Annotated in this window: 17 protein-coding genes and 1 pseudogene; 5 read left to right on the plus strand and 13 right to left on the minus strand. The window is 71.7% G+C overall.

The window, feature by feature from the left end; all coding sequences use genetic code 11:
- The 4 genes and pseudogenes from IE107_RS35555 to IE107_RS33405 all read right to left on the minus strand — a co-directional run.
- Nucleotides 1-386 (minus strand): annotated as a pseudogene (locus IE107_RS35555) (hypothetical protein); the annotation flags it as partial.
- A gap of 485 nt (nt 387-871) precedes the next feature.
- On the minus strand, nt 872-3,979 hold the full coding sequence (locus tag IE107_RS33395; RefSeq protein WP_189548101.1) for an alpha-N-acetylglucosaminidase: 3,108 nt from the start codon (nt 3,977-3,979) through the stop codon (nt 872-874).
- Between the two features lie 400 nt (nt 3,980-4,379).
- Nucleotides 4,380-5,027, minus strand: a complete 648-nt coding sequence (locus IE107_RS33400) for a LuxR C-terminal-related transcriptional regulator (protein ID WP_189548102.1) — start codon at nt 5,025-5,027, stop codon at nt 4,380-4,382.
- A complete protein-coding gene (locus IE107_RS33405; RefSeq protein WP_189548103.1) occupies nt 5,012-6,280 on the minus strand; it encodes a sensor histidine kinase in 1,269 nt (422 codons plus the stop codon). The genes IE107_RS33400 and IE107_RS33405 overlap by 16 nt, the downstream gene beginning before the upstream one ends.
- A 270-nt stretch (nt 6,281-6,550) precedes the next feature.
- On the opposite strand from IE107_RS33405, the gene IE107_RS33410 reads away from it, so the two are divergent.
- Nucleotides 6,551-8,671 carry an MMPL family transporter gene (locus IE107_RS33410; protein WP_189548104.1) on the plus strand — a complete coding sequence of 707 codons (2,121 nt, stop codon included), beginning with the start codon at nt 6,551-6,553 and terminating at the stop codon, nt 8,669-8,671.
- Between the two features lie 78 nt (nt 8,672-8,749).
- On the opposite strand, the gene IE107_RS33415 is transcribed toward IE107_RS33410, so the two are convergent.
- From IE107_RS33415 to IE107_RS33435, 5 genes are all read right to left on the minus strand, one after another.
- Nucleotides 8,750-9,364 (minus strand): winged helix-turn-helix domain-containing protein, encoded by a 615-nt coding sequence (locus tag IE107_RS33415; protein WP_189548105.1) that lies wholly within the window; start codon nt 9,362-9,364, stop codon nt 8,750-8,752.
- Nucleotides 9,365-9,717: 353 nt separating this feature from the next.
- Nucleotides 9,718-10,629 carry a DUF6891 domain-containing protein gene (locus IE107_RS33420; RefSeq protein WP_189548106.1) on the minus strand — a complete coding sequence of 304 codons (912 nt, stop codon included), beginning with the start codon at nt 10,627-10,629 and terminating at the stop codon, nt 9,718-9,720.
- Nucleotides 10,630-10,762: 133 nt separating this feature from the next.
- Nucleotides 10,763-11,806 carry a glutamine synthetase gene (gene glnII / locus IE107_RS33425; protein WP_189548107.1) on the minus strand — a complete coding sequence of 348 codons (1,044 nt, stop codon included), beginning with the start codon at nt 11,804-11,806 and terminating at the stop codon, nt 10,763-10,765.
- A 120-nt stretch (nt 11,807-11,926) separates the two neighbouring features.
- On the minus strand, nt 11,927-13,069 hold the full coding sequence (locus tag IE107_RS33430; protein ID WP_189548108.1) for an ARPP-2 domain-containing protein: 1,143 nt from the start codon (nt 13,067-13,069) through the stop codon (nt 11,927-11,929).
- Nucleotides 13,066-14,553: a hypothetical protein gene (locus IE107_RS33435; protein WP_189548109.1), complete on the minus strand. Its 1,488-nt coding sequence runs from the start codon at nt 14,551-14,553 to the stop codon at nt 13,066-13,068. The genes IE107_RS33430 and IE107_RS33435 overlap by 4 nt, the downstream gene beginning before the upstream one ends.
- Nucleotides 14,554-14,761: 208 nt before the next feature.
- Between IE107_RS33435 and IE107_RS33440 the strand changes: the two genes are divergently transcribed.
- The gene (locus IE107_RS33440) at nt 14,762-15,673 is read left to right on the plus strand and encodes a Gfo/Idh/MocA family protein (protein ID WP_189548110.1); all 912 of its coding nucleotides are present in this window, start codon (nt 14,762-14,764) and stop codon (nt 15,671-15,673) included.
- 87 nt (nt 15,674-15,760) lie between these two features.
- Here the strand turns inward: IE107_RS33440 and IE107_RS33445 are convergent, their stop codons facing one another.
- A complete protein-coding gene (locus IE107_RS33445) occupies nt 15,761-16,222 on the minus strand; it encodes a MarR family transcriptional regulator (protein ID WP_189548111.1) in 462 nt (153 codons plus the stop codon).
- Nucleotides 16,223-16,330: 108 nt separating this feature from the next.
- Between IE107_RS33445 and IE107_RS33450 the strand changes: the two genes are divergently transcribed.
- Nucleotides 16,331-17,188: an alpha/beta fold hydrolase gene (locus IE107_RS33450; protein ID WP_189548112.1), complete on the plus strand. Its 858-nt coding sequence runs from the start codon at nt 16,331-16,333 to the stop codon at nt 17,186-17,188.
- Nucleotides 17,189-17,218: 30 nt separating this feature from the next.
- Here the strand turns inward: IE107_RS33450 and IE107_RS33455 are convergent, their stop codons facing one another.
- Entirely contained in the window at nt 17,219-17,578 is a 360-nt protein-coding gene (locus IE107_RS33455) for an arsenate reductase family protein (RefSeq protein ID WP_189548113.1), read from the minus strand.
- Nucleotides 17,579-17,698: 120 nt separating this feature from the next.
- Here IE107_RS33455 and IE107_RS33460 point away from each other — a divergent pair, with 120 nt between their 5' ends.
- Nucleotides 17,699-17,968: a hypothetical protein gene (locus tag IE107_RS33460; protein WP_189548114.1), complete on the plus strand. Its 270-nt coding sequence runs from the start codon at nt 17,699-17,701 to the stop codon at nt 17,966-17,968.
- 289 nt (nt 17,969-18,257) lie between these two features.
- The gene (locus tag IE107_RS33465) at nt 18,258-18,725 is read left to right on the plus strand and encodes an FxLYD domain-containing protein (RefSeq protein WP_229867454.1); all 468 of its coding nucleotides are present in this window, start codon (nt 18,258-18,260) and stop codon (nt 18,723-18,725) included.
- Nucleotides 18,726-18,777: 52 nt separating this feature from the next.
- Here IE107_RS33465 and IE107_RS33470 read toward each other — a convergent pair whose 3' ends face one another.
- Complete coding sequence (locus IE107_RS33470; RefSeq protein ID WP_229867455.1) at nt 18,778-19,119, minus strand: hypothetical protein; 342 nt, start codon at nt 19,117-19,119, stop codon at nt 18,778-18,780.
- Between the two features lie 891 nt (nt 19,120-20,010).
- Nucleotides 20,011-20,241, minus strand: a 231-nt coding sequence (locus IE107_RS33475) for a hypothetical protein (RefSeq protein WP_189548116.1), incomplete at its 5' end; no start/stop codon positions are given.

Raw genomic sequence — 20,241 nt, forward strand, 5'->3', positions numbered from 1 at the left:
AGGACGTTGCCGGCGCCTCGTCCGGTCTGTGCGCCTTGCTGGAGGACGTTGCCGGCGCCTCGTCCGGTCTGTGCGCCCTGTTGGAGGACGTTGCCGGCGCCTCGTCCGGTCTGGGCACCCTGCTGGAGGACATTGCCACTGCCAGGTCCGGTCTGTGCGCCTTGCTGGAGCACGTTGCCGGTGCCCCCGGTCTGTGCGCCCTGCTGGAGGACGTTGCCGGTGCCGGTGTCGATGCAGACCGGGGGGATGGACTGACTGCAGATGATTGCGGACGGGGCCTGGGGCGCTGCTGTGGCGCTTGTCGCACCAACACCGCCGGCGAGCGCCGCGACCAAGCTCGACACGCCGATCAGGCGGGGAATTCCTTGCCGAATGCTTCTCATCATGGTGGATTCCTTGCGTGTGTAGGCGGGTTTTGCCCTTGCCTGCACCAGCCATCGTCGGGGCTGGGCGTCACCGCGGCGTGACGTCGGCGTGACCGCACCCAGCCGGCGGCAGTCGGCGGCTGCTTCCCGCAGGCGGCTACAGGCGCCCCAGCCATGGCCGGCCGAGGGCTTCCTCAAGGACGGCTGTGTTCCCCGGGACCTGATCCGATACCGGTCGTCGAAACCGGCCGGTGTGAAGAGCAGCGGGAAGATCCAGGAGATCCTGGAGGCATGCGATCTCACCGGGGAGTGGCGAGCGGCGGCCGAGCCGGCTGCGGCCACCCCGCGGCGGCCCGATATACGCAGCTGAGGGCATGATTCCGGCCGAGCGGTGTGCTTGGCCGGCTGCGTACGGTAACAGTCCTCAGGGGGGCGTACTCGTAGCCGACGCGCCGCGCCGTCCGGCGTGCGTCCAGATGGTGATCACGCGGTGCAACAGGGCGGCCTCAGCGCAGTTGCCAGCCGCTGAACTCGACCGTGCCGCGCAGCTCGCTCCCGCCGTTCGTCGCGCTCATGAAGATCCCCACGTCCTGGGCGGTCGCCGTTCCCGGGACGGCGGCCGTGCCCACCGTCCGCCAGCTCGCCCCGCTGTCGGAGTAGCAGGAAGCCGTGCACCCGTCCCCGGCCCGGGTCAGCCGGAGCAGCACCGGGGCCTTGACCCCGGTGATCCGCCGGTAGGCGTCCAGGGTGCCGTCGCCGTTCGTGTCGTACGAGAGCACCACACCGTTGGACGGTGTCACCGCCAGATTCAGGAACCCGGCGGAGCCCGGCGTCGCGAGGGCGTTGCGCACCACGATCCCGGCACGCGCCCAGCCCCCGGTGTTCTCCTGCGTGTCGACCCGCACGGTCACCTCTGCCCCGTCGGCCCACGCCCCCTCCCGGTACGCGGTGCCGAACTGGCTGGTGCCCTTCCACAGGTCCTGGCCCGCCCCGTTGATTGCGAACCGCCCGTCCAACTGGCCGAAGATCGCCGCGTTCGCCGTGTACGTGCGCCAGCCGGGCTCCAGCGGCGCCGCCATATACACTGCGCCGCGCCGCAGATCGGTCACCCGGTCCGCGCCGCGCGGCCCGTACGCGGTGCTCAGCTCGTACGGCATCGGCACCAGTGGCGCGGTCAGCGGCCCGGGCGGGGCCGTGACCCGCCAGTCCACCGTGCCGGAACCGCCGGCCGCGACCTCGTCGAGGAAGGTGCCGCCCGTCGCGGTGGCGTCGAGGCCGGTGAGCGTGAAATCGACCCGGCCGGTGGATCGCAGGCCGTTCAGATTGCGGAGGGCAGCGGTCACCGTTCCGGTACTGCCGGGTGTGAACGCCGCCGGATCGGCCGAGAGAGTGACGGCGCCCTGGTAAGGGGCGGTGGACAGGGTATCGAAGACCCGTCGCGCCGTGCGGTGGGCATCGCCCGTCGCCCGCAGCGGATGGCTGTCGGTGCGGCGGGTCCACTCCTCCTCGCCCGGGTACCAGTCGAACGGCTTCGCGGCCCTGCCCTCCGTGAGCGCGTCGGTCAGCTCGTCCAGGTACGCCTGCCACTGCGGGAGATGGACCTCGCCCATCAGCCCCTGCCAGTCGCGGTTGGCGTAGTTGCTGAGGTTGTCGGCGGCCGTCCGGTCCGCCCAGGTGGTGATCAGGGTGCGGGCCGTCCACTCCAGCCGCACCGCCTCCGCCGGGCTGGTCGCCAGCCGTTTGGCGTCCTCCAGCCACGGCCCCAGCAGAAAGGCCCGGTGGCAGCCCGACACCGCGTCCGTCAGCCACATCAGCTTCAGCCAGAGAGCGGCGAGCACGCGGAACCGGTCCACGTCCTTGTCGGACTGGGCGGCCCGCAGTTGCGGCAGCAGGATCCGGGAGCGGTCGGCGAGCGCCTGCCGGGCCAGATCGGTGAGGTCGTAGCGGTAGGTGTCCGAGTCGCGCAGGGACGGGTGCACGTCGAGGAGCGCCGCGAAGGCCCGGTCCAGACCGGCCGGGTCGAAGGCGGTGCTGACGGACGCGGTGATGCCGGGGCGACGCGAGAAGAGCGAGTCGACGGGGCGGCCGTCGGTGCTCGTCAGCCGGTACGCCGTGGCGGCCAGCGCGGCGAAGGCCGCCTCCGCCGAGCGGTCACGGCCGCCATATCGGAACTTCGGGTACGCCCGGAACCATGCTTCCCGGTCGACCTTCTCGGCCCGCCAGGCCAGCTCGCTGAACAGCTCGAACGCCGCCGGGTCGCGCTCGGCCGCCTCCGGCATGTACGCGGTGCCGGCCAGGGCGCTGCCGGGCCTGTCGCGCCAGGCCGTGAACTTCTCCGTCCAGCGGTCGGTGTTGGCGCCGATCGTCGTACGGCCGCCGAAGTTCGGGATGGTGCCGAAGGCGTACGGTGCTCCGCCCCAGTCCTTCTCCCGGTCGGTGACCGTGTCCAGGTCGGAGAGGCCGTCGACGATCAGGATCCGGCCGGTGTCGATCGCCTCCAGCAGCGCCGGCCGGGGATTGGCCTGCCAGCCGAGGATCACCCATGTCGCACCGGGGTGCGCGGTGTGCAGGGCCGACTCGACGGCGCGGGCGGCGTCCGGCACCGGGACGTCACCGGCGCTGCCGCCCTCGTGCAGCAGATCCATTTTGAAGTGTTCCGCCGGACCGAAGAGTGCCTCCTGGTGCCGGTAGAAGGCGGCGGCCACCTCGGCGAAGACGGGCGTGCGCGGGTCGAGCCAGTCGGGCCGGCGCAGCCCGTTCCAGGTGCCCTGCGGGACGACCCGGGCCCCCGGATTGCGGTCCGTGAAACCGTCCGGGACCGTGCCGAAGTAGCCGGGGAGCACCGGTGCCATGCCCAGCTCGCGCATCCGGTAGGCGATGCGCCGGCCCAGCTCCGCGCGCCGCCCGATCAGCCCGGGACCGAGCGGGCCGCCGTATCCGCTCATGTTCTGGAGCAGCCACCACGGCTGGTGGGAGGGGGCGGGCAGCCAGGCGCGGGCCTCGGCGTCGCTGTAGCCGAAGTCCTGGAGCAGCCGGTGGTAGACGGCCTCCTGCCCGGCGGTGACCAGCACTTCGTTGCAGCCGTGCAGGGCCAGGACGTCGAGCAGCCGTTCCCAGCGCGGCCAGTCGGCGTACGGGGCGGTGTAGCCGTCGTGGGTGTCGTTGAGGGCGAACCGGTGGGCGACGGTCGCGGAGCGCTCGACGGGGGTACGGGGAGCGGGCAGCCGACGGGGCAGCGCGGTGCGGCTGCCGGACCACGAGATCACGGCGTCGCAGGTGTACTTGAGGTACCAGTGCGCTCCCGTCAGGGCGGCGGCCGGTGTGGTGGCGGCGATCTCGATCCGCCCGGTGGTGCCGGTGACCCGGAAGCGGTCCTGCGCGCCGTCGGCCCGGGGGAGGGCGCGGAGCCGGAACTGACCGGCGTGGTCGGGCAGCAGACGGCCGAGCGCCTCGTGCGCGGGCGCCAGGTCCCGGGCCGGTGCGGCCGGAGCGGGGGCGGCGTGCGCGGGGGCGGCGGCCCCGAGCGCGGCGGCGGCACCGACGGCTCCGGCGGTGCCCAGCAGCGTACGTCTCGTCAGTGGTGAGGAGCTGAAGGGCAGGGAGGCTTCCGTCATGATCCGCACTCCTCGGTGTTGTTCATGGTGGTGCATGCGACAACAGGCGTGTGCGGTGCGCACGTTAATGACGGGTGAGGGGGCGGGCAATGGGGCGTTCGGCGGTTTGTGCCGATCCAGCCGTTCGGCCGTCACCGCGGGGCACGGCCGGGCGCCCGGCCGTCGGGCGGGAGCGGGCAGCGGTCGCCGAGGGCACGACCATCGGCCACCGCCGCATCCTGTCCCTGGCCGCGCCCGTCACCGCCACCTCGGTGCGGGTGAAGGTGCTGGAGTCCCGGGCCACGCCGCATCCGGGGGGCGACGGCGCGGCATCTGAGCACCATGCCATGACCCCGTGGCCGCGCGATCCCGTCACCGGGGCGCGCGGCCGCACCCGGCTCAGCACCGGCTCAGCCCCGGCTCAGCCCCGGTCCAGGTAGGCGAGCACCGCGAGGACGCGGCGGTTGTCGTCGTCGGACGGCGGCAGGGACAGCTTCCCGAAGATGTTCGAGGTGTGCTTGGCCACCGCCCGCTCCGTGATCACCATCTGCGAGGCGATCGCCGCGTTCGAACGGCCCTGGGCCATCAACTCCATGACCTCCAGCTCACGTGGGGTGAGCATGGCCATCGGCCTGTCCTGCGACCGCCGGGACAGCAACTGCGAGATCACCTGCGGGTCCATCGCGGTGCCGCCCGCCGCGACCCTGCGCACCGCGTCGACGAACTGCTCGGCGTCGAAGACCCGGTCCTTGAGCAGATAGCCGATGCCCCCGTTGCCGTCCGCCAGCAGCTCGCGCGCGTACAACTGCTCCACGTGCTGCGAGAGCACCAGCACCGGCAGCCCCGGCTTCGCCCGCCGGGCCGCCAGCGCGCACTGCAGGCCCTCGTCCGTGTGGGACGGCGGAAGCCGGACATCGACGATCGCGACGTCCGGCTCCGACTCGGCGAAGGCGCGGGCCAGTTCGGGCCCGCTCTCGACGGCTGCCGCGATCTCGAAGTCGTACGCCTCCAACAGACGGACCAGGCCGTCGCGCAGCAGGAAGAGATCTTCGGCTAGGACAACTCGCAAGGGATCTCCATGGTCACCATGGTGGGACCGCCCGCGGGGCTGCTGACGGCCATGATGCCGTCGAATGTACCGAGTCGGCGTTCGATTCCGCTCAGCCCGGAGCCGCCGCCGACCGTCGCACCGCCCCTGCCGTTGTCGGTGACGCAGACCCGCAGCGTGGAGTCCTCGTGGCGGATGTCCACCCGGACCCGGTCCGCCCCCGAATGCTTGGCGGCGTTCGTCAGCGTCTCGCTCACCGCGAAGTACGCCGCCGACTCGACCGCGGCGTCCATGCGGCCGTCCAGCTCCGCCGCCACCTCCGACTCGAAGGGCAGCCGCAGCGCCAACGCCCGGACCGCGTCCGCGAGTCCGCGCTCGGCGAGGACCGGCGGGTGAATGCCCCGGACCAGGTCACGCAGCTCGCTGAGCGCCTCGGCCGACGATTCCCGGGCCATGGCCAGGAGCTTCTTCGCCTGCGCCGGGTCCTTCTCGATCAGCGCCTCCACCGTGCCCAGACTCATGCCCATCGCGACCAGCCGGGCCTGCGCACCGTCGTGCAGATCCCGCTCGATGCGCCGCAGTTCGGAGGCGGCGGTGTCCACGGCCTCGTGCCGGGTCTCGGTCAGCCGGTCGATGCGCCGGACCAGCTCCTCCTCCTGGGTGGGGGCCAGCATCGTGCGGGCGATCACGAAGTGCAGCCGCAGCAGCCGTTCGCTGAGCAGTACTCCGGTCGCGAACAACGCCGCACCGAGCGCGGCGGCGGCCAGGCCGGTGGCCTGGCTGTCGACCGGGACGAAGCCGTACCAGTAGCGGTTGTCGGTGAAGACCCGCCACAGCCCGGCCGCCAGCACGAAGCCCTCCAGCGGATAGATGAGCAGCCCGGCGGCCAGGGTCGCCACCACATAGCCGGCCGTCATGTCGATCAGCAGCCACTGGATGTCGCGCCAGGTCGCCGGGTCCTTCAGCATCAGCGCGGTCCGCCTCGCCTGCCCGCTGAACCCGGTAGGCGCATCCTTCGGCAAGGAGCGGTACGGGACCGGTATGCGGACGTCGGACCAGGTGACCGCGAGGAGCCGACGCCGGTTGGCGTGCCTGCGGACCAGCTCCAGTACGTAGGGGGTGGTCAACAGGCCGACGCCCAGCGGGACGAGGACGAGCGAGAGCACGACGCACACGAAGAGCGTGATCGAACCGGCCAGGCACGCGACCGACACCACGATTGCGCGCCCGGCGGCCAGCACCGCGCCGCGTACCCGTCCCTTGTTCGCGCTCATCCCGGTCCGTCCCCCCTTGCCGGGCCCTCCTGACGGACCCGCTCCGCAGACAGTGTCACCCGGTGGTGACCTCGGGCGTCAGCGGTTTCACCACCCGGGCGGGGTGTACCCAGCACCACCCCGCCGGCCTCGCCCTACGGCTCCGGGGAAGGGGGCCCCGGCGGCTGGGACGGCCGGCGCCGCGTTCCTAGATTCATCAGCGTCCATTCGGCGGCGCGTCCGGCGCCGCGCCACTTCCGGCTACATCTGACTTCTGGGGGCGAACACGCCATGAGGCGCAACCTGGCGGCACGCATCGGTGTGTGGAGCGCGCACCACCGCAAGACCGCCATTCTCGGCTGGCTGCTCTTCGTCGTGCTCGCCACGGGCATCGGCGGAGCAGCCGGACCGGTGGAGATGTCCGCATCGGAGAACGGTGCGGGTGACTCGGCGCGGGCCGAGCAGATCCTCGACGACGCCGGACTCGGACAGCCCGCCGGCGAGCTGGTCATGGTGTCCGCCGCGAAGGCGGGCGACTGGCAGGGTGCCGCCCGCGAACTCTCCGCCGCCCTCGGGAGGACCGGCGAGGTGGCGGACCTGGCGGCGCCGGTGCCCTCCGGGGACGGCAAGGACGCGCTGATCACCTTCGACCTGAAGGGGGACGCGGCGACGGCGCCGGACCGGGTGCAGCCCGTGCTCGACGCGGTGGACGGGGTCCGGGCGGACCACCCCGACGTCACCATCCACCAGTTCGGCGAGGCCAGCGCCGGGAAGTGGCTCGGTGACCTGCTCTCCGAGGACTTCAGGAAGGCCGAATTCACCGCCGTACCCCTGGCCCTGGGCATTCTGCTGGTCGCCTTCGGCGCCGTGGTCGCGGCACTCCTCCCGGTCGGGCTGGCGCTGACCGCGTGCCTGGCCGCCTTCGGGCTGCTGTCGCTCGCCAGCCACCAGCTGCACCTGTTCCAGACCACCTACTCGGTGATGTTCCTGATGGGCTTCGCCGTCGGCGTCGACTACTGCCTGTTCTATCTGCGGCGCGAGCGCGACGAGCGGGCCGCGGGACACGACGCGGCGACGGCGCTGCGGATCGCGGCGGCGACCAGCGGCCGGGCGGTGCTGGTCTCCGGGCTCACGGTGATGGTCGCGATGGCAGGCATGTTCCTGTCCGGCCTGATGCTGTTCAAGGGCTTCGCGCTCGCCACCATCATCGTGGTCCTGGTCGCCATGCTGGGCTCGGTGACGGTGCTGCCCGCGCTGCTGTCCTGGCTGGGCGACCGGGTCGAAGCGGGACGGGTGCCCTTCCTCGGCCGGCGAGGGGCCCGGCGCGCACGTACCGGCGGAGGGATCGCCGGCACGGTGCTGCGGCCGGTGCTGTCGCGGCCGAAGACCTTCGCGGTCGCCTCGGTCGTCGTACTGCTCGCCCTGGCCGCGCCCGCCATCGGCATGAAGACCGAACAGCTGGGCCTGGAGAAGCAGTTCGGCTCCCACTCACAGCTCTCGGTCGCCTACCGGCAGATCGGCGAGAGCTTCCCGGGCGGCCCCGATCCGGCGCACGTGGTGGTGGAGGCCGACGACATCGAGGCCCCCGCGCTGCGCAAGGCGCTCGACGGCTTCGACCAGGTGACCGTCCACAAGGCGCGGAACATCGCGGAGATCGAGGTTCCGCTCCCGGAAGGCACGGCCTCGCTCTCCCGGCTCCGCGAGGAGACGCTGCCCGCCGCGTTCGACGGCACCGGTGCCCAGACGTACGTGACCGGGGAGACCGCCGGCTCCGTCGACTTCAACGAACAGCTCAAGCGCGGCATCGTCCCCGTCTTCGCCTTCATCACGGCGGTGACCTTCCTGCTGATGCTGTTCTGCTTCCGCTCGTACGTCATCGCCGTGACGTCGATCCTGCTCAACCTGCTCTCCGTGGGCGCCGCCTACGGAGTGATGGTCGCCGTCTTCCAGCACGGCTGGGGCGCTTCACTGATCGGCTCGGAAGGGGTCGGCGCGATCGAGGCCTGGATTCCGCTCTTCGTCCTGGTCGTCCTGTTCGGACTCTCCATGGACTACCACGTGTTCGTGGTCTCCCGGATCCGCGAGGCCCGCGACCGGGGGCTGACCACCCGGGCCGCGATCGACGAGGGCATCCGGCGGACGGCGGGCGCGGTGACCGGTGCGGCCGTGATCATGGTCGCGGTCTTCGCGGTCTTCGGGACGCTGTCGATGCAGGACATGCAGCAGATGGGTGTCGGTCTCGCCGTCGCGGTGCTGCTGGACGCCACGGTCGTACGGATGGTCCTGCTGCCCTCCGCGATGGCCCTGCTGGGCGAACGGAACTGGCGCACCCCGCGCGCCCTGACCCGGCTGCCGGTCCTGGAGCACGGGGAGCCGGAGCAGGAGCCGGTTGCGTCCGGGCGGCGTGGCTGACCGGGCCGGCCCGGCACACGGAGCGGTCCCGGTCCGGTACGCACCGGACCGGGACCGCTCCCCGTGCCCAGCGATGCGTCAGGGCGTGTACTTGTACCCGACGCGCCGCACCGTCTGGATCGAACTGCGGTGCTCGGCGCCCAGCTTGCGGCGCAGCCGGGCGATGTGGACGTCCACGGTGCGCCCGTCGCCCACATGCCCGTAGCCCCAGACCGTGGTCACCAACTGGTCGCGGGTGTGCACCCGGTGCGGGTGCGCGACCAGATGGGCGAGCAGCTCGAACTCCAGGTACGTGAGGTCGAGGGTGTTCCCGTCCACCGCGGCGGTGCGCTGTACGGGGTCGATGCGCACCGGACCGGCGGCCGGCTCCTCCACCGGTGTCGACACCACGTACCGGGCGGCCGCGGCCGCCGTGACGGCGGGCTGCTTGTCGGCCGGTACGAGCACCAGATAGCCGATCATCGGCGGTCGGCCCGGCAGTGCCGGAACGGTGTGCTGGGGCGCGGGCAGCCAGGTGGCACCCGGTGGCAGGAAATCCGCCACGTCGGCCGCCTGCATGACCTCGTCGGGGTCGACGGCACGCAGCCGGTGGCGGTTGGGCGGGAGGGAACGGGCGGGGGTGGTGGCCGCAGCGGACGCCGAGGGCGCTGAGGTGGCAGCGGCCGCGGCGGAGAAGGTACGGGTGTTCGCCATGAGGGTCAGCTCTTTCGCGCGAAGGAGTCGTCGGTGGACGGACTTGCTTGTGCGCGGACCGAAGGCCGGGGTGAGCGGCTTTAGAGGGCCTGCGCGTTCGACGCGCGACAACACACCCGGTCGAAGTCATGGTGCTGACGGGAAGGCCAGAACGGCTCGAGGTCGCTGCGACCTGTCGCGGTGTGCTGGTGGATGCCGACCATGCCCCCATTGAACCAGAGAACCGCGCACCGCAGCAGGCCTCTCCCACCGGTCGATACGGACCCTTCCCGTTTCCCTCCTCACCGGGGCCTCGCGTACGGAGCCGCGGCCGGCGGGCCGGTTTCCGCGCCGGCCCGCGGCCCGTGACCGGCTCAACCCACCAGCCGCTTGCGCCAGTCCAGGCCGGTCAGCTCGATCGCCTCGCCCGGCGAACCGTGCCATTCCACCGTCAGCCCCGCATCGCCGAGCGCCTCGACGACCTCCCGGCCCACCACGGCGGTATCGTCCGCCGCCTCGTCGAATCCGCCGTAGTACAACACGAGGCCGTGCCCCGACGCGGCGGCCTCGGTGCCCTGCGAAGAGAAGAAGACGAAGCCGCGCGCATCCTCCCGCCCCGCGCGCCGGATCTCGGAGAGACCGCACGACCGGCAGCAGGTGAAATGCTCCCTCGCCGTGATTCCGCCCTGCTCCAGCCGGGCGAACGCCCGCGTCAGCCGGTCCGCGTCGGTCACGTCCGACCACTGCCGCTGCTCCTCGACCCGCTCCAGCCACAGCCGCTCCACCAGCTGGTACGCCTGCGCGTACGTCACCGGACGCACGCCGTCCTTCACCAGGTGGTCCTCGGCCGCCCGGGAAAGCTCCTGGACCGTCCCGTACCCGCAGCGGAGCAGCACCCGTATCCGCTCCTCCAACCGCGCCCGGATCCGCGCCGGGATCTCCGGCACGGGCTCCGGCTCCGGCATCCCGGCGCTCTCCCACTCCACACCCGCGTCCCACTCCGGCTCCTGGCGCGCCCAGCGGGTCATCAGCCCGGCGACCCGCTCCGGCGTATCGATCCGGGCCAGGAAATGCGTGGCGGGGCCACCGGAGCGGCGCTCCAGCTGGTAGTGGTCGCCGTGGTCGTACCAGACCTGCACGAAGGTGCCGGGAAGATCGGGTATGCGCTGAACGACCAGGAAACGGTCACCCTTCATGCCGATCCGGTGCACCAGGTCGCTCAGCGCCCGGTCCGAAATGCGGGTGTGCGTCTCGGAGTTCTCGGTCTCCACCTTGATGTCGAGCATGCGTCGACCCTGACACAGCCCACTGACAACGGGCCCGGGCCGGGGAGGCGGGCGAGGTCACCGCGTGATGCCACGGCGAGGGGGCGCCCACCCGGCCGGGTGGGCGCCCCCTCGTGCGGACGGCGGACCGGGATCAGACCTGGTCGGCCTTCTCCAGCGCGGCGCAGCAGGTGTCGACGATCAGTCGCGTGACGACGTACGGGTCGACGTTGGCGTTCGGGCGGCGGTCCTCGATGTAGCCCTTCTGGTCCCGCTCGACCTGCCACGGGATGCGGACCGAGGCACCACGGTCGGAGACGCCGTAGCTGTACTCGTTCCACGGGGCGGTCTCGTGCAGACCGGTCAGCCGCTCGTCGATGCCCGCGCCGTAGTTCTTGACGTGGTCCATCGGCTTGGAGCCCTCGCCCAGCGACTCGCACGCGGTGATGATCGCGGCATAGCCCTCAGGTCCTTCGCGCATCGCCTTGGTGGAGAAGTTGGTGTGCGCGCCCGCGCCGTTCCAGTCGCCCTTGACCGGCTTCGGGTCGAGGGTCGCGGAGACGTCGAAGTCCTCGGCGGTGCGGTAGAGCAGCCAGCGGGCGACCCACAGCTGGTCGGAGACCTCCAGCGGGGACAGCGGGCCGACCTGGAACTCCCACTGGCCGGGCATGACCTCGGCGTTGATGCCGGATATGCCGAGGCCCGCCGCCAGGCAGTTGTCGAGGTGCTTCTCGACGATCTCGCGGCCGAAGATCTCGTCGGCGCCGATACCGCAGTAGTAGCCGCCCTGCGCGGCCGGGAAGCCGCCCTCGGGGAAGCCGAGCGGCCGGTGGCCGTCGAAGAAGGTGTACTCCTGCTCGATGCCGAAGACCGGCTCCTGGCCCGCGAACCGCTCGGCCACCGGGCGCAGCTCGGCGCGGGTGTTGGACGCGTGCGGCGTCATGTCGATGTCGAAGACCTCGCACAGCACGAGGATGTCGTCGCCGCCGCGGATCGGGTCCGGGCAGCTGAAGACCGGCTTCAGTACGCGGTCGGAGGCGCGGCCCTCGGCCTGGCTGGTGCTCGAACCGTCGAAGCCCCACATCGGCAGCTCCGCCACGTCCTGCGAGGGGCTCCCGGCCATGATCTTCGTCTTGGAGCGGAGCTTGGCGGTCGGCTCGGTGCCGTCGATCCAGATGTACTCGGCCTTGAACGTCACGGAAGCCATCCTTTGCGGGTGCTGCGGTCTTGCGGTCCGGGCTGTGCAGCGCAGCTTCGCAGGGCGTGATTTCCCTTCCGTTGCCCGAATGTGAACCCCGTGTTACCGAGGATTCCTCTGTTACGCGCGGGCCCTGAGGAGCGAATCGAAGCCGGCCGCGCGGATCCGGCGGACCACTTCCTCCTCCGTGGTGCCCAGCGCCCGGGCCGCCGCCGCGATCCGCCAGTCCGCGTCGGCGAGCCGGTGCAGCAGATGGCCGCGCCTGATCTGGGCCTCGGAGAGCCGGAATGTCTTCAGGTACGCGACCTGCCCCTTGTGGTCGGTGATCGTCTCACCGATGTGCTGCCCCGCCCCGCCCGGACGGAACGGAGGCAGGAACCGCCAGAGCGTGAACGGACCCATCCGGTACACCCGGTCGAAGGCGTACGAGCTGTCCAGCAGTTCACCCGCGAACAGGGTGTCGTGCGCCTCGGCCCACTCCCGCTCGCACTCCCGCGCCGCCGCCCGCAGAGCGGCGAGCGACCATGGCTGGGGACCGTCGGGTATCCGCGCCGCGAAATCCGGTACCGGAGCTCCGTACAGCGCGTACTGGTGGATCAGCTCGCCGTACAGGTCCTCGACGAGCGAGGGGTGCAGCAGCCGGTAGTCGTCCGGGTGCGGCAGCACGAACGCGGCGGCGAGCGCGTCGGCCGCGTACACCATCACTCCGCACTGGCCGGGATGGATCTCGAAGACCCGCAGCGCGTCACCGAGCCCGCGCACCGACCACCCCAGGTAGGCGTCCTCGGCGCGCGGCGAGAGCCCGTCGCGCAGCGCCTGCCGCGACCACTCCTCCCAGGCGACGGCGGGGCCGCCGAAGTGCAGGGCGAGATAGCCCTCCAGGGCGAGGTGCAGCGGCAGGAAACGCAGCCGGTCGCCCGGCCGGCGCTTCGCCATCCGGTGGTGGCGGTGGCGCTGGAGCCGCGCGGTCCGGGGCGCCGGCCGGTTCCCCGCCGTGGAGTCCGCAGCGGCGCCGAGCTGCGTACCGTACGCGGCGGACTGCTCGCCCTCGCCGGACCAGTCGGCGACGAAGCCGTGCGGGACGACCGAGGCGTAGTGCGTGCGCGGCCCGAGGTCCACGACGCCGTGCCCGTGATCCGAGTAGAGCTCCTCGTGCAGCCGCAGTCCCCCGACGGGCTGTTCGCGCACCAGCGGCACCAGCCGGATGCCGCCCCACACCTGGGCGGGGCCGGTGGTCAGCCCGGTCAGTTCCAGCCTGTTCACGAAGTCGCCCCTGCCCCGTCGTCGCTCACGAAACGTGCCACCTGCCGGTCCAGATAGGCGTACAGCGCCGCCGCTCCGGTGCGTCCCTCGGCGAACCCCGCGATCTCCACCAGCGCCGGCAGGTCCTCCGCGTCCCGGACGCCCGCCGTGGGCACGCTCGGCGCGAGGCGCCGCACATCGAAACCGTCCGCGTCGTATACGGGGTTCACATGCACCACCGCCGTGCGCCGGTCCGGGTCGAGCCGGGTCCGCCAGACCCGCAGCACCTCGCCGGCGAGTCCGGGCGGCGCGTTGTCCCAGCCGTCCGAGACGATGACCAGCCGGTGGGGGGTCAGGTCCAGGGCGTCCAGCACGCGGATGCCGAGCGGAGTCGGCCCCCAGGGCCTGACCAGCAGCGGATCGGCACGGCCCGAGGTCCACAGCGGGGAGTACGCGCCCGGCGCGGCCAGCGCCTCCAGCAGGAAGTGGCAGGCCAGCGCGACGGCGAGCGGGCGCCGCCGCTTCTCGCCCGACCCGGACGACGAGTAGCTGTCGTCCAGCACGGCGGCGACCCGGCCCCAGCCCCCGGCGTGCGGGCCCGCCGCGCGACGGGCCGCCGTACGCAGCGCATCGGTGAGCTCCGCGCGGCGCGCACTGCGCGCCTCGAAGCCGAGCGACAGGACGTACAGGGCGAGCCGGGTCAGCGGCATCACGGTCAGGTCCACGTCCGCGGGCGGCCGCGCGTCGTCTCCGGACGCGCGCTGCCCCAGGGTCCGCAGCCGCTCCAGCCGAGTCATCCGCGGCGCCATCCGCTCCAGGAACACCTCGCGTTTCATCCCGCGCCGGGCGGCGAAGCCCTCGGCGACGGTGAACGGCAGCTCCTCGACGGCCCCCTGCTCGTAGTGGGCGCGCCGCCAGGCGTCGAGCAGCCCGTGCCGGTAGCTCGTCCGGTGCCCCGGCCGGAACAGGAAGTCCCCCGTCTCGTCCCCCGTCCCACCCGGCTCCCCGGTCCCGCCGAACCGGAGGTGGACATGGCGGGCGGCGGTCTTCAGCCCGGAGCGGTACTTCACCGCGTCGTGCGCGGGGTCGGGCCGGGCGGCCAGCCAGTCCCGCATGATCGCGCGGGTGCGCCGGTTGTTCACCCTGGCCGCGCGCAGCGCCCGGAACAGCCGGTACACGCGCTGCGGCGGCAGCCTCGCCAGCCGGGCGGCGATCAGCCGGCCCTCGGTGCGCTTCTCCTCGGCGCCCGCGTCGGCGGCGTGTTCCAGCAGGCCCCGGACGATGAGCACGGCGTTGTGGTCGTTGATGTCCAGGGCGAGCGCGGCGGCATACACCCGGCGGTAGTTGACCCGTACGTACTCATGGAGGAATTCCAGCGAGAGCTGCTGCTGATACGCGGTCGAGCGGAACTCGCGCTGCCCGGTCGAGGTGATCGCGGCGTTGACGAAGAGCAGTACGTCCTCGGCGGCGACGAGGCCCGAGTCGGTCCCGGTGCTGATGGTCATGGATTCCCCCGTGGAGTGGCGCCCGCCGTACGTGAAGGCGGGGCGCCGGCCGGGGAATGGGGGCGCGAACAGCGAAATCACTGCTTCAGAGGCAAGTCCCGGAAGTCGCGGCCGGAGTCCCGCGGCCGGCCCCGCAAACGTAGCCATCGACAGCGCCCCGCGCCAGCTCAATACGGGCCGGGCCCGGCCGACCCGGCAGACTTGCCCCATGACGACACTCCCCCCGACCCCCCTGCGCATCGGCCTCGTCGGTACGGGCCCCTGGGCCCGGAACACCCAGGCCCCCGCCCTCGCCGCCCATCCCGGCGTCGTACTGAGCGGTGTCTGGGGCCGCCGCCCCGAGGCCGCGGAGGAGCTGGCCGCCGCGCACGGCACCACGGCGTACAGCGGTGAGGCGGGCATCGACGGGCTCTTCGCCGCCAGCGACGCCGTCGCGTTCGCCCTGCCGCCGGACGTCCAGGCCCCGCTCGCCGCCCGCGCCGCGGCCACCGGCCGTCATCTGCTGCTGGACAAGCCGGTCGCGACCACCGTCGCGGGCGCCCGCGAGGTCGTCCGGGCCGTCGAGCAGACCAAGGTCGCCTCCGTCGTCTTCTGCACCCTGCGGTTCGCGGCCGAGACATCCGCCTGGATCGACGAACAGGCTGCCGTGGACGGCTGGTTCACCGCCCGTGCCGAGTGGATCGGGGCACTGTTCGCGCCGGGTGAGACGAACGAGTACGCCGCCTCGCCGTGGCGCCGCGACAAGGGCGGCCTGTGGGACGTCGGCCCGCACGTCCTGTCGGTCCTGATCCCGGTGCTGGGCGACGTGGCCCGGCTGACCGCGGCCCGCGGCCCGTCCGACACCACGCATCTGGTCCTGCGCCACTCCTCCGGCGCGTCCAGCACGGTGACGCTCGCACTGGGCGCGCCCGTGGGCGCGGCCGCCACGGAGATCGTGCTCAGGGGCGAACAGGGAACGGCCACCCTGCCGCGGTGGTCCGACCCGGTCGGAGGGTTCCGGGCAGCGGTCGACGCGCTGATCCATTCGGTGCGTATGGGGGACCGGCACCCCTGCGACGTACGGTTCGGGCTGCGCCTGACGGAACTGCTGGCGGAGGCGGAGAAGCAGACGGGCGCGTAGGCGAACGGCTCCGCCGCCGCGCTCGCGGCCTCAGCGCCCGGCGGAACTCCGGCCGGGCCCCGGCCACGGGTGCGAGGTGCTCAGAGGTCAGGGGATCGCGGTGACCGCCCGGTGCGCGGCGAGCAGGAAGCGCCGGACGGCGGCCGTCTCCTGCTCGTCGAAGTCGCGCAGCACCGCCACGATGTTCTCGATCAGGGGCCCGAAGAACGCCCACCCCAGCTCCACCGCCCGCTCGTCGACCGCCAGCAGTACGCGCCGCCGGTCGCGCGGATCACGGGTGCGGGTGAGGTGGCCGAGCCGTTCCAGCCGGTCGATGACGGCGGTGGTACCCGCCGAGTTGAGCCCGAGCTGCGCGCCGAGCCACCCGGCGGTGGCGTCGGTCCCCGCCCGCCCGGCGTCCAGCAGGCAGATCAGGGCGCGGACATCGGTGCTGTGCATGTGGTGGAGAGCCGCGAACTCGGCCTGACGCAGCCCGAATTCGACGGTCACCTTGCGCAGCAGATGCACGATCTCCAGTTCCGGTCCCGGTTCCGGACCCTGCTCGCTCATCGGCGCTCCTTCCGCTCCTTCCGCTCCACCGATTCTATTGTCTCGCTGAGCGAGATAATATTCGGGAGCAGCAGAAGCAGTGGGCGCAGTACGACCGGGGAGGCACCCATGACATCCACGTCGGTACCCACATCGTTCCACCGGGCGTACGACGAGGTCCTGGCCGTCAACTGGCCCGCCGGGACGACGCACACCCAGGTCACCACCCCGTACGGCACCACCCGCGTCAACAGCTGCGGCCCCGCGGGCGCCCCGCCCCTGGTGCTGCTGCCCGGGGGAGGAGACACCTCCACCGTCTGGTACGCCCAGGCCGCCCACCTGGGCCGCACCCACCGCGTCCATGCCGTCGACCTGATCGGCGACCCGGGCCGCAGCGTCGCGGGGGAGCGCCCGATCCGTGCGGTGCAGGACCTGACGGCCTGGCTCGACGGGGTGCTGGACGCACTGGGGGCCGACCGCGCAGCACTGGGCGGGCATTCCTACGGGGCCTGGATCGCTCTCCACTACGCCCTGCACGCGCCCCACCGTGTCTCGGAACTGGTCCTCATGGACCCGACACAGTGCTTCGCCGGCTACCGGCCCGGTTACCTGCTGCACGCGCTGCCGATGCTGATCCGGCCCGGCGTGAAGCGGGCGCGGGCCTTCCTGGAGTGGGAGACGGGCGGCGCCGTGCTCGACCCGGTCTGGCTGCGGCTGCGCGACGCGGCCACGGGCTTCCCGTCCGCCCGCCCGGTCACCGGGCCCCGCCCCGAGCCCGGGGCCCTGGGCGGGCTTGACGTACCGACCCTGATCCTGCTCGCCGAACGCACGCGGGTCCACGACCCGGCCCGCGTCGCCGCCGCGGCGGCCCGGCTGCTCCCGCGGGTGACGACGGCGACGATTCCCGGCGCGACCCATCACACGCTGCCGCTGCACGAACCGACGGCGGGCGAACTGAACCGCAGGATCGGGGAGTTCATCGGGTGACGGGTCGGCGCACGGGCCGCCCGCGGACGCTCAGCGTTCCAGCGCGTCGCGTACCGCCTCGTCCGTGCGTGCGACGACGGCGCTCCCGTCGTCCGCGGTGATGATCGGCCGCTGGATGAGCTTCGGGTGCTCGGAGAGGGCCGAGATCCATCGCTCGCGCGAACCGGCCTCACGCGGCCACTCCTTGAGCCCGAGTTCCTTCGCATCGGCTTCCTGCGTACGCGTGATGTCCCACGGCTCCAGCCCGAGCCGGTCGAGCACGGCCCGGATCTCGTCCGGTGACGGCACATCCTCCAGATAGCGGCGGACGGTGTATTCGGCGCCCTCCGCATCGAGAAGTTGCACCGCACTGCGGCACTTGGAACAGGCGGGATTGATCCAGATCTCCATGAGGTCAAAGGTACGCGAGGGGCGGTCCGAAAGCCCTTCTGGCCAGCGCCGATTGTCAGTGCCGGGCAGTAAAATAAAGGCAGTTGGTGAGGGTTCCACGACCATGCCAGGAGGTTGCCCATGGCCGTTGCCGCAGTTACGACCGAGCCGCTCCACAAACCCCTGATGAAGAAGCCGCTTCCCGCGGGCCGGCCCCGCGAGTGGTACATCTCCCACAACCGCCGCCTGAAGGCCATGCGCCTGGCGATCGCCCTGCTCGACACGGGCGTCTACTACCCGTCGACCGCGACCAACGACAGGATAAGCGCGACCGCCGAGCGCATCGGCATCCACCCTCCGTCCGACACGACCTGCCGCATGGTCCGCGCCCTGATCCGCTACGGCCGCTGACGACCGACGCACGACGCACCCCACGACCGTGTCCCCGAGCCCTCCGTGGCCCGGGGACACGGCCACGTACAGGCAGCAACAACCCGGCTCGGCTTCCGTGGGCCGGGGAGACGTGGGACGCCGCCCGGCCACTGGCCGCTCATACCCCGGACTCGTCCGCTCCGTGCCGCGTCGCGCATCGACACCGCCCTCCGCTCGCCCGTACGGCGTACACGGCGTGCGGCCCGCGCCGCCGCCCCTTTGACTGAGGCGAGGAGCAAAGGGGGAGTGGCGAGAGCCGGGAGGCACGATGACGAGGAAAGCCGTGCGAGGCCTGTGGACCGTACTGCTGACGACGGCCGTGATGTCGGCGGCCGCGGCATGCTCCGGCGGCGGCGCTTCCAGCACGGCGTCCGAGGCCGCGTCAGCGGCATCCCGGGGCGCCGAAGCCGTGGCCTCGGCGACGGCTGCCGCAGGCGAGAAGCTGAACAGCTTCAAGAACGGCGTCAACGCCAAGAGCGACGTCGGGCTGGGCAGGCCGAGCACCGACGGCGACGGCCGCGCCACCGTGAAGGTCACCGTGAAGAACAGCTCCGACTCCGCGAAGTCGTACGCGGTGCAGGTCAACTTCCGTGACGCGAGCGGCAATCTGCTCGACACGGTGGTGGTGACGGTCGACGGCGTCGCTGCCAAGGCGTCCAAGGACGCCACGGCCCGCAGCAACCGCAAGCTGTCCGGCGATGTCAAGGCCGAGGTGGGACGGGCTCTGCGGCACTGAGCGCGCCACGACGGCGCTTCTCGGCCCGCCGTGGGTCAGTTGGCGGCCGGAGCTACGGTCCCGTGCCGTTGAAGGAATCCCCTGGAAGCAGATCCGGCGGCAGAGTATTCACGATGACCGGCGCCGGGGGATTCGAAGGAGTGGGCACCTGGATGAGGAAGGGGAAGAACACGATCTCGCTCCCCGTGTTCAGAGCCCGCTGTGAAACCTGATAGCAAACGATCTCGCTCGGATCGTCAATGGCTGAGTAGCACTTGAGCGCCGAGGGCGCGACCTGGGAATTCTGTGGTGACGCAACAGAGCTGGTCGCCGATGTGCCCAGGATTCCGGCCGCCAAGAAGGGAGCCGCCGCCGCGACACTGATGTTCCGCAAGGTTGTCTTCTTCATGTCCATCAGCCCAAAGGATCGGGGTGAACTGGAGTGTCCCGTCAGTACGCTGTGGCTTCAGCGGCCCCAGCGCTATGACTCGACGGGGACGATTCTCGTAGAACTGGTACTGGGCGCCGACGACCATCGTATCGTTCGACCCGGTCTGCTGCCGGTCCTCTCACTCGACTGCGCCACGTTTCCCGGGTCGCGTCCCGCCGTACGGCGCCTGTCCCAACTGCCCAGTCATGACTGGTTGAATCCGGTAAATCTCTCGGTGCGACATCCTCGAAGAGAACGCGCAAGCTGTATGAGGAGGAACTCCGGGATTCCACCCGGAGTTGCTTCTGCCGGTCCCGCCGCCACGTCAGCGTCACGCCGGAGTCACGCCGTGGTTCTGGCCCGCTGCTCACGATGGCACGTGACTGAAAAGGCAAGAAATCACAGTGCCCGAAAGGGGAAAGCCGTGAGAGGAAAAATCGTCCTGAGTTCCGCCGTGACAGTGGCGCTTGTCGGGGGGCTGGCCGCGATCACTGTCGCTCCCGCATCCGCTGCCCCGGCCTCGACGTGTCAGGTAGCAGGAAATACCTTGACGGGCCAGAACTTCGATCCCAACGCGGCATTCACCGTCTCCCCAGGGGGGATGGTGCTGCGCCCTTCTTCTGACGGTCGTATAGGGCCGGTCGCCGTATCGGGCACCGGCAGCTTCTCCATAGGTCCTGTGGCCTGTGCCGGGGGTGGAGCAGCGAACTCGGCCGGAGGCGCAGCCGCTGCTGCGGCCGCCGGAGCGAACGCGGCACAAGCGGCGAGAAGCAGGGGTGCCTCCCCGCAAGAGGCGGCGGCGCAGGGCGCGGCGGCGGTGCAAGCCACGGGGAGAAGTCTCGGTCTGTCGCAGACGGTGATAAACCAGGTCAGCAATCAGACAATCAACAACCTGAACCAGATCATCGGTTCCACCATCGGTGGCTCCGTCATCGCGGGCAGTGGTAACACGGTCGGCGGCGGCAACACGGTGGGTGGTACGACGCCGTCGGGTACGACGCCGACGGGTACGACGCCGACGGGTACGACGCCGACGGGTACGACACCGACGGGTACGACACCGACGGGTACGACGCCCACGGGTACGACACCGACGGGTACGACACC

The sequence above is a fragment of the Streptomyces gelaticus genome, from assembly GCF_014649535.1.
Lineage (GTDB): Bacteria > Actinomycetota > Actinomycetes > Streptomycetales > Streptomycetaceae > Streptomyces > Streptomyces gelaticus.